This is a genomic window from Methanophagales archaeon (assembly GCA_021159465.1).
Taxonomy (GTDB): Archaea; Halobacteriota; Syntropharchaeia; order Alkanophagales; family Methanospirareceae; genus G60ANME1.
In genome coordinates this window covers 1-9,184 of the sequence record JAGGRR010000197.1, presented here as the reverse complement: position 1 = coordinate 9,184, position 9,184 = coordinate 1, and the positions used below count along the sequence as shown (strand labels likewise).

Genomic DNA, 9,184 nt, shown 5'->3' with positions numbered 1-9,184 from the left:
CTGTGACCTGACCTCTTCAAAGTTCCTGATTGATATTCGTTCTCCCTTCATAGGACAGAATGAGATGGGATAATAGATAAAGTTTTGCAAGAGACTATAATTGGAGCGTTAAAGAAAAAAATCATGCTCATTTCTGGCATTGTCATTGCTGGTATGCTCCTGTCTTTTTCATTATTAGCAGACCCCATACTGCTGAGAATAAAACATGACCTCTTGCCAGAGGGTGCAGTCCTCATCTATATTTCACCCGTGGAGGTGATAATGCTGAAATTAAAGATAGCTTTGCTCACGGGTATAATACTTGCCACGCCCGTTGTGTGCTATTACGTGTATAAGGCATTAAAAGAGAGGTTTGGGATAAGGAATCCAATGAAAAAATCGCATCTCATTATATTGCTTAGTTCTGCCATTTCTTTGTTTATCACGGGAATAAGCTATGCTTACTTCCTCATGTTGCCTCTCGTTCTAAGTTATCTCAACTATATGTCAGCAGCAGCGGGAGTTACTGCAACCTGGTCTATCAACGAGTTTACATTTTTCGTCATCATAATAACGCTCATAATTGGAATATCGTTTGAACTTCCCGTCGTCCTCCTCTTTGCTGTTCAGTCTGGACTCGTCCAGATAGATACACTGCAGGGATACAGGCGATATATATACGTGGCGATGTTCGTGCTCGCTGCGCTTTTTACACCACCTGATGTCGTGAGTCAGCTTATTGTGGCTTTCCCACTGGTAATTTTCTATGAGATAGGTATAATAGTTGCGAGCGTCATCTCTAAGAAACGTTTGTAATTGCAAGAAATCATTCAAAAATAATTCACTACACCACCTTTATTATTTACATTGGAATAAAATACAGAACTTGAACCCGCTACATGACGCTCAGCCAGGAACTCGTATGTGCGTTGTGCGAGTTCTCGCGCTCTACTCTCACCTTTCACTATTCCATAGGTTGCAGGACCGAAAGAGGACATGCCGTACCCCAATGCGTGAGTAGCGAGGAAATCGAATAGTTCTCTTATTATATGATGCTGGAGTCCAACCTCAATCTTCTTGAACCCTATCTGCTGTATCATGCTCAAACTCTCCCCAAATGTGTATATATCTTTCTCAATGACAGATGGGAGGATTCGCATGAGTATCAGCCTGCATAACTTCTCCACCTCTGTAGCTCTTATCGGGCAGTTCCGTTTGAATATCTCAATCTCTTCACTACCATGTGCGCCACGCTTAGCATGAGGGATAGCGAGAACGAAGAACCAGTCTTCGGGCAATGGATGCTGGAATAGAACGGGAGGCGGTGGGACTTCCGATGCGGAAGAAGGAAGAAAAGAGTGCTTCACACCTGCACCTCTGCCCCCGCCTCTTCTAAATAGATGCCCACCATCGAGTATGAACCCACCGTGGTCAAAAGCAGCGGTGCCAATGCCGGATGTCCCGCCACGACCTACCAGTTTCGCAAGTTCATAAGTTGTGAAATCACGATGCTCAAGCACGCTTATCGCCTTCGCCACACTTAGCGAGAGCTGTGTCCGTGAGCCTAAACCGACATGATGAGGCAATGCCCTCAATATCTCCACCTTATAATAGTACTTCAATTCAGGCTCTATCCTCTCCCTTATCCGTTTCAATATCGGCAGAACCTCTACGGGATTCTCTGATTCTTCTTCCGCTTTCGATGCCGATTCAGAATCCAGAGGAGAGACCTTTATCTTCAATGATGGCTCATTCAATGCAACGCCAATCCCCGCATCTACTCTGCCAAGTTCCCCGTTCAGGTCTATAAGAGCGAAGTGGAGCCTGCTGGGTGAGGTCACTGTTACACTTACATCTACATCCGCACTCATTCCTCTAATCTTTAATAGCAGGTTACTTATAATTATTGAGTTTTATCGTTTATTCCCCTCTTTCTTTATCCTTTCCTCTACCTCTTCCCTATAAGGAACACCTTCTACACCCACCTTTTCAACGACAAAAGAAGCAGCGCAAGATGCAAATTTTGCCGACTCAACTGCATCTTTCGTCTCATTAAACCTCAACAAGAAAGCAGCGCCGAAAACATCACCCGCACCAGTAGCGTCCACCTCTTCCCTTTCAACTGCATCTATATGCTCATGATACGAACCTTTATTCAAATACAATTCCGCACCGTTCCTGCCCCTTGTCAATACAAAAATGTTTGCATGTTCCACATATTCGGCCACATCCTCCTCAAAAACATCCTCATCGCTCATTATCACAAAATCCACCTTCTGCAAGACCTCATTCGCTTTCTCCCATCTCTTTTTCTCTATTCTCCCTCCCTTGCCGACGCTTCTCATCCAGCCCTGTGGCGCTACACCGATCATAGAACGCTCAAATTTTCTTATTATCTCCTCCTCTAATTCATTCAATACCGGACATACATAAACGATTTTGGCATTATACCACTCCTTCGGTATCGTTTCTTCCTTTATCCTCTCTGCAACACTCGTGACGTATTGAACTCTCCTTCCACCACCTTCTCCTCCTTCGAGAGGTTTATTGTAAAATGTCGTTGTGCTTTCTCCTATCTGATACGCCAACCGAATGCCTTTTAACGCACCAAAATCTTCAAAATCCCTCCCTACGCTCGTGACTATCGCGGAATCGAATCCGAAGTTCCTCGCTAATATTGCTGAATATGCCGAAGCACCACCGATAAAACTTTTATTAAAATTAGAAGGTTTGAAAAAAGGTTTATCATGGGTTATGAAACCCAGAGATAGGAAATAGGGTGGTTTAGCTTGAAACTGTGATCTATCTCTCATGGTACCGTACATCCATAATAACTTTTAGCTATCCATTATCAATATCCTTTTGATGGTATGGTTCACTTCTTTAAGAACGAGTTTGATAATTATTGAGATGCCAATAACCACGCTCGAAGCTAGGATTGCGAATGCAATAGAAGCGATAAAGAGTGGCGGTACGGTGGTTTATCCAACTGAAACGGTTTATGGTCTGGGTGCTGCAGCGTTATCAGAGGAGGCAGTAATGAAGGTGTACGAGCTAAAGAGGAGGAGTTTATCAATGCCTATCTCACTCGCGGTCTCATCTTTTGAGATGCTGCATGAGGTAGCTCATGTGGAGCAATCATACATGGGTATTATAACCAGACTATTACCCGGACCTGTCACGATATTACTAAGGAAGAAGGAGATAGTTCCCGATGTTTTAACAGCACATTCGCAGGTTGTCGGCGTAAGGTTCCCCGAAAATCGGATAGCAACGCGGATAATAAGCGAGACGGGACCCATAACCGCGACGAGTGCGAATCTAACGGGCGAGAAGCCACCGGTATATGTAGAGGAAGTGAAGATAAAAGCTGATGTTATTATAAATGGAGGTAAATGTAAATATGGTATACCGTCCACGATAGTGGATATGACGAAGGGGATGAAAATACTGAGGGAAGGAGCGAACTATGATAGAATATTGCACGTCCTGCAAAGCGAAACTGCTGGAAAAGGGCTACACGGTCTTTCCGTGCCCTAACTGTGGCAAGGTGGAAATAGGTAGATGCGCGAAGTGTCGGAAGCAGAGTAATTTGTACAGATGTGAGGCGTGTGGCTTTGAGGGTCCATGATGCATGATGTGAGATAGAATGAGGTGAAAAGGAGATGAGATGGCAAGGTAAATCCGTCAGGAAACCTACGGGGGGGAGGTTGCATAGACATAGGAAGAAGCGAGCATATGAGGCTGGTCGCCCGGCTGCAGAGACGGTCATCGGCACTGAAAAGCGGAAGATAGTGAGGACGATGGGAGGTAATATAAAAGCACGACTGCTGCGCTGTGAGTATGCTAACGTCGCAGACCCGCGAAGCGGTACGACAAAGAAGGCGCGGATCATCACTGTGAAGAGCAATCCTGCCAATCCGTTCTACATCAGGCGGAATATAGTGACGAAGGGCGCAGTGATAGAGACCGAGCTGGGTGATGCGCTGGTCACGAACAGACCGGGTCAGAATGGAATGGTGAATGCGAAGTTGATCTGATTTGATCTGGTTTGGTTTGGGATGTACAAATTAGTAGGGACAGTAACAGGCGAGGTGCAATTACATAAGTTCGATTTCATTGTGAGTGGAGAAGTAAGGCTAAATGAGTATGTAAAAGTCTGGAACGAGCTTGATGGGTGGGTACTGGCACGCGTAGTGAAGCTGACGGAGGGAGATAAGAAGAAGGCAACTGCGGAGATTATAGGTTACAAAGATGATAGAGGGTTTTTAATGCAGCCAAATAGCACGGTCTCTCGTAATGATAAAGTCTTCAAGGCAGACCGTGCTTTTATCATCGAGACACTCGGACTGAGATCAGGTGGCATCTACTTAGGACTACTGGACGGGCGTAATATACCGGTGTATCTAAGGAAGGAAGAACTGATCCAGAAGCATTGCAGCATATTGGCTAAGACCGGAAGCGGAAAGTCATATACCGCGGGCGTGCTGATAGAGGAGTTACTGGAGAAGAATGTCCCTCTGCTCATTATAGACCCCCATGGAGAGTATATAACATTGAAATACGAGAACAGGAGCGAAGAAGAACGAAGACAGATGGAGAAATATGGAATCACACCCCGGAGCTATGCTTCCAGGGTCGTTGTATATACACCTACCAACTTCTCTATAAATCCCGACGCCGACAGATTGTTCAGGATAGATGGTATAAACCTGAGTGTGAAGGAGCTATACGACCTGTTCCCTATGTCTGATGCCCAGTTAGGAGTTTTATATCAGAGTATAAACGATATAAAATCGCAGAAGGAGTTTTACACCATTGAAGATATCATCAAGAAGGTATCGGAGAGCAAGAGCAGTGCGAGATGGAGGATCATTCACTTCCTGGAGCGAATCCGTGAAACGGGTATTTTATCTGACAGCCCCACAAGGATAGAGGAACTGGTGAAGGTGGGACGTGCATCAATAATAGATATGAAGGGTGCGGAACCGGAGCTACAGCGCTTAATTGTGTATCGAATCTGCAAGGAGGTGTTTGAAGGCAGGAAGCTGAATAAGATACCGCCTTTGATGCTTGTAATAGAGGAAGCGCACAATTTCTGTCCTGAACGCGGCTTTGAAAAGGCAGTGAGCTCGAATATTCTCAGAACTATCGCATCAGAGGGCAGGAAGTTCGGGCTTGGTCTACTGGTCATCTCACAGCGACCCGCGCGGGTGGATAAGAATGTCATCTCACAGTGCAATACGCAGATAATCCTGCGTGTGACTAATCCGAATGACATAAAGGCGTTAAGCCGGGGTCTGGAGTTTATGAGCAGTGAGACGGAGGAGGAGATAAAGAGGATTCCGCAGGGTGTCGCACTGTTATCAAGTCCGGGCATAGAGCTGCCTATACTCGTGGATGTCCGTGTGAGGAGGAGTGAGCACGGCGGTAGAGCGGTTGATTTTGATGATGATGGTAATGGTAGGGAGGAGATCGAGATAGAGGAGCAAGAGCGTAAGAAGAGCATATTCGCACGGTTGTTCTCAATTACATGATTCCTTTATTGTATTTATTTAGCCCCTTTTTGTAACCACGAGTTTCGCGAGAAGAAGGATAGAGTTAACGTATTTTTATTTTTACTTATACTTTTATTTCTGTTCAACAAATTGTCTATTTTCGTAACAATCATGTTTAGATAGAAGTTTGCTCATGCTCAATATCTCTTTTTGAATGAGTTTTTATTTGTTTATTTATTTTTGTTGGTGCTCCTCACTTTATTTATGGTGCTGGATGAAGAGTTCGCGTTTAACCTCGTGAATCTTCTATTCGATGGAATAACGATAAACGTAACTGATTTCTTTCGTGACCGGGATATGTGGAACGCATTCACAAACGATGTGCTACCACAGCAGTTACAGGAGATGAATAGACGAAAGAATAAGATACTCCGGATATGGAGTGCAGGATGTTCCATCGGTGAAGAGCCATATACTATAGCGATCATACTACATGAGAAACTTGGTCCCACACCGAATAATTTCTTCGTCTCCATTCATGCAACGAATATAGATGCGAAAGCGCTGTAAGTAGCCCGAGCGGGCATTTACGACGTTCATGCGTTTCGGAATTTCAGTCGCGCTCAGATAGTCCGCTATTTTTATAATTCAGGCTCTAAGTACAGGATAAAGAACGATCTGAAGCGACTTGAGAAGTTCCAGCAGCATGACCTAATCTCAGGCAGGAAGTTCTCGCACGCATTTTGATATCATATTCTGTCGCAATGTGATGATATATTTTAGAAAGGAGCTCCGGAAACGGTTGTTGCTCAATTTCTTAGCTGCATTGAACAACGGCGGCTATCTGATTCTTGGTAAGACCGGGAGTATACCGGGCGGAGTACTGGATAAATTCATCTGTGTAATATAATATAAGAGAGAGGATATACAGGAAGAAGTAAGAAGTAATGCATCCTCTGGCATATAAACACCTGAAGAAGGTATTAGCGGATAAGAAGCTCGTTGGACCAAAGACGGACTGTGAGTATTATCCCTGTCATTTCCTGGGGCAGGACTGTACATGGTGCTTCTGCCCTCTTTATCCCTGTGAAGACCCGCAAACCGGTGGTGAATGGCTACGGCGTAAGGATAGAACTGGAACCGTGACTTCGGTATGGAACTGTACATATTGTTACTGGATACACAGGAGCGAAGTAGCAAAGGAGCTATTGAATATACTCCATGAGCTTGGTATAGAGCGAGTTGAGGATTTAGATAGAGACATAGAGCGTGGGAGGAGGCGCATATTTCAATACCTCAAAGATAGGTGTCCACCGGAGAGGAAGAGGGAGAGGAAGAAACATGAAATAGAGGATAGAGAATGAAATGAGTTCTTGTTTTTATTTCTGTTGTTACTTCATAACCCAGCTCCTGATATTCATGCTCGCTCTCGCGATTGATCTCGCTTTTGGTGACCCGCCAGAGCGATTAGAGCGATTTTACCCTATTGTATGGATAAGTAGGCTTATGTATTTCTTTGACCGAATAACAAAGCGGGGCAACGCAAATAAGGAGCGAGTACTCGGGGTTATATATGCTGTGCTGATAGCTGCTATCTTCACTATACCCTGTCTGGCGCTGCTTATGCTTATGTCTATGGCACCGTATCCGTATGAAGTTCTGTATCTCATATTAGCAGTGCCTGTATTCAAGATGACATTCACCGTGAAGGGTCTGGAGAGGTATGCTCAAGGAGTAATAGCAGCGACGGATTTAGAAGCGAAGAGGGAAGCAGTGAGTAAGATAGTGAGCAGGGATGTATCGAGTCTGGATATAGAGCATCTGAATTCTGCTGCCATCGAATCGGTCGCCGAGAACCTGACAGATAGTGTCATAGCACCGTTCTTCTATTTCGCACTCTTCGGTGTGCCTGCTGCCATGCTCTATCGTGTGATAAACACTCTTGATGCGGTGGTGGGCTATAAAACGGACCGATACCGGCATTTCGGGTGGTTCGCTGCAAGGGCAGATGACATTCTGAATTATATACCGGAGCGTATTGCAGCGGCGTTGATATTGCTGGCGGGGGGTAGACCGAGGTGTGATGCCGTGGAAAGGGGCAGACGAGTGCACCGGACAATAGTGGCGATGTGTTCGGTCTTGCGTGTGAAGGTGGAGAAGCTCGGGCATTACTCGGTTACCGGGCGAGATGACAGTAGCGGTAACGGTAACGGCTACGAAGCGCCACGAACAGAACACATAGCTGAGTCTATAAGAGTGGTAAAGAGAAGTGCACTCATATTCGCACTATGCTATGCTATGATAACGATAGTGGGATATATGTGTCTTTGTCGGTAAGAAATATGTTATTGTTTCATATACTGTAACTGTAACTGTGCCATGTATGATGGATTAAGATATAGGAGTCAGCCGGGGTGCTACCCTGATATGTTTGGGATACAAGTGCCATGACTATGAATATCCTTCACATTACCGACCTCGGAAACGGTAAAGTTCAAATTGCATGGCAATCCGGCAGTGCAGTTCCTCGTTCCTGCCCGGAGCCAATACCTTTTACTGACCCGCTCAGCGTAGAAGACCGAGAAGCCCTTCGCTGGTATCTTGAGGAATATCTTCAGTTCCCTTACGGTGCGGAGAGGTTTAAGGCGGAACGAGTAGAGAAGAAGATGAAAGAGTGGGGCAAATCTATATTCGAGCAGATATTCGCAGAGTGTGATTTCGACCCCGACCCTCGTTCTTTATATCAGGAAGCAGTGCGAGCAGGACTTGAGAATTGCGAACTGTGCATAACCTCAGAAGACGCTTCTTTTTTAAACATTCCATGGGAATTGATTTACGACCCCACTCAGGGTAGGGGTTATCTTGCATTTAATCTCGCAGGACTCTATCGTCATCGCACAGGTCATAAGATTGAGGCGCCTTCGGCTGTTTCGGGGGATGCAGATGCGCCCTTTCGCATACTGCTCGTGATTGCTCGTCCTTATGGAGAGCGAGATGTGCCTCTGGGGATGGTTGCGCGACCGATGCTTGAAGCTTTACGCGCTCAACGAGCAAAAATAGAAGTGGAAGTGTTGCGTCCACCTACTTTCGATGAACTGCAGCGTCGGTTGAATGATAGAAAAGGCTATTATAATCTTGTGCATTTCGACGGGCATGGTGAGTTTGCACAGCCTCCTGATTCTTCTTTAACACGGTTTGGTGTCAGCACAGGAGCCGGGCATCTCGTGTTCGAGAATGAGGATGGCTCGCCTCATAAGGTAAGTGCTTCCGAGCTGGGTCAGGTATTAGCCTCTGCGCATGTCCCGCTGTTCGTGCTCAATGCATGCCAGTCTGCGATTGAAGGAGCTGAAGACCCTTTTTCATCCATCGCCTCGCAATTGATTGCAACCGGTGCTAAGGGGGTGGTGGCAATGTCCTACTCCGTGTATGCAATCACCGCAGCAAGATTTATGCAGCGGTTCTATGAAAAACTGATTTCTCATGCATCGCTTTCAGAAGCGGTAGCAGCAGCGAGGCGCAGGCTGTGGACCAAGCGAGACCACGAGACATCAGCAGGAATATAATGTTGTCCCTATACCTGAGAGGATACGAGAATCGGAAGGAGGTATTGACTTTGCAAAAGTAGAAGATAAATGTCCCGAGGGGCGATATGGATTCATCGGTCGTGATTCTGACATTTTGCGTATTGAACGCGCTTTACGTGATTC

At 45.7% G+C, this 9,184-nt stretch carries 13 protein-coding genes; 11 read left to right on the top strand and 2 right to left on the bottom strand.

Going from position 1 to position 9,184, the window contains the following annotated elements; translation table 11 throughout:
* The first annotated feature begins 84 nt into the window (after nucleotides 1-84).
* Nucleotides 85-795, top strand: a complete 711-nt coding sequence (locus tag J7J01_08530; protein MCD6210910.1) for a preprotein translocase subunit TatC — start codon at nucleotides 85-87, stop codon at nucleotides 793-795.
* Between the two features lie 14 nt (nucleotides 796-809).
* On the opposite strand, the gene J7J01_08525 is transcribed toward J7J01_08530, so the two are convergent.
* Both J7J01_08525 and J7J01_08520 read right to left on the bottom strand, forming a co-directional pair.
* Complete coding sequence (locus J7J01_08525) at nucleotides 810-1,850, bottom strand: hypothetical protein (protein MCD6210909.1); 1,041 nt, start codon at nucleotides 1,848-1,850, stop codon at nucleotides 810-812.
* 42 nt (nucleotides 1,851-1,892) lie between these two features.
* Complete coding sequence (locus J7J01_08520; protein MCD6210908.1) at nucleotides 1,893-2,792, bottom strand: hypothetical protein; 900 nt, start codon at nucleotides 2,790-2,792, stop codon at nucleotides 1,893-1,895.
* 97 nt (nucleotides 2,793-2,889) lie between these two features.
* Here J7J01_08520 and J7J01_08515 point away from each other — a divergent pair, with 97 nt between their 5' ends.
* The 10 genes from J7J01_08515 (at nucleotide 2,890) to J7J01_08470 (ending at nucleotide 9,040) form a co-directional block, all read left to right on the top strand.
* Nucleotides 2,890-3,519: a threonylcarbamoyl-AMP synthase gene (locus tag J7J01_08515; protein ID MCD6210907.1), complete on the top strand. Its 630-nt coding sequence runs from the start codon at nucleotides 2,890-2,892 to the stop codon at nucleotides 3,517-3,519.
* Entirely contained in the window at nucleotides 3,449-3,610 is a 162-nt protein-coding gene (locus J7J01_08510; protein MCD6210906.1) for a DUF1610 domain-containing protein, read from the top strand. The genes J7J01_08515 and J7J01_08510 overlap by 71 nt, the downstream gene beginning before the upstream one ends.
* A gap of 34 nt (nucleotides 3,611-3,644) precedes the next feature.
* Entirely contained in the window at nucleotides 3,645-4,019 is a 375-nt protein-coding gene (locus tag J7J01_08505; protein MCD6210905.1) for a 30S ribosomal protein S8e, read from the top strand.
* 21 nt (nucleotides 4,020-4,040) lie between these two features.
* Entirely contained in the window at nucleotides 4,041-5,516 is a 1,476-nt protein-coding gene (locus tag J7J01_08500) for an ATP-binding protein (protein MCD6210904.1), read from the top strand.
* 225 nt (nucleotides 5,517-5,741) lie between these two features.
* The gene (locus tag J7J01_08495; GenBank protein MCD6210903.1) at nucleotides 5,742-6,047 is read left to right on the top strand and encodes a hypothetical protein; all 306 of its coding nucleotides are present in this window, start codon (nucleotides 5,742-5,744) and stop codon (nucleotides 6,045-6,047) included.
* Between the two features lie 15 nt (nucleotides 6,048-6,062).
* The gene (locus tag J7J01_08490) at nucleotides 6,063-6,224 is read left to right on the top strand and encodes a hypothetical protein (GenBank protein ID MCD6210902.1); all 162 of its coding nucleotides are present in this window, start codon (nucleotides 6,063-6,065) and stop codon (nucleotides 6,222-6,224) included.
* A gap of 22 nt (nucleotides 6,225-6,246) precedes the next feature.
* On the top strand, nucleotides 6,247-6,387 hold the full coding sequence (locus tag J7J01_08485) for a hypothetical protein (protein ID MCD6210901.1): 141 nt from the start codon (nucleotides 6,247-6,249) through the stop codon (nucleotides 6,385-6,387).
* A 37-nt stretch (nucleotides 6,388-6,424) separates the two neighbouring features.
* Complete coding sequence (locus J7J01_08480; protein MCD6210900.1) at nucleotides 6,425-6,841, top strand: hypothetical protein; 417 nt, start codon at nucleotides 6,425-6,427, stop codon at nucleotides 6,839-6,841.
* Nucleotide 6,842: 1 nt separating this feature from the next.
* Entirely contained in the window at nucleotides 6,843-7,814 is a 972-nt protein-coding gene (cobD, locus tag J7J01_08475; GenBank protein MCD6210899.1) for a cobalamin biosynthesis protein CobD, read from the top strand.
* A 110-nt stretch (nucleotides 7,815-7,924) separates the two neighbouring features.
* On the top strand, nucleotides 7,925-9,040 hold the full coding sequence (locus tag J7J01_08470; GenBank protein ID MCD6210898.1) for a CHAT domain-containing protein: 1,116 nt from the start codon (nucleotides 7,925-7,927) through the stop codon (nucleotides 9,038-9,040).
* Nucleotides 9,041-9,184 lie beyond the last annotated feature (144 nt).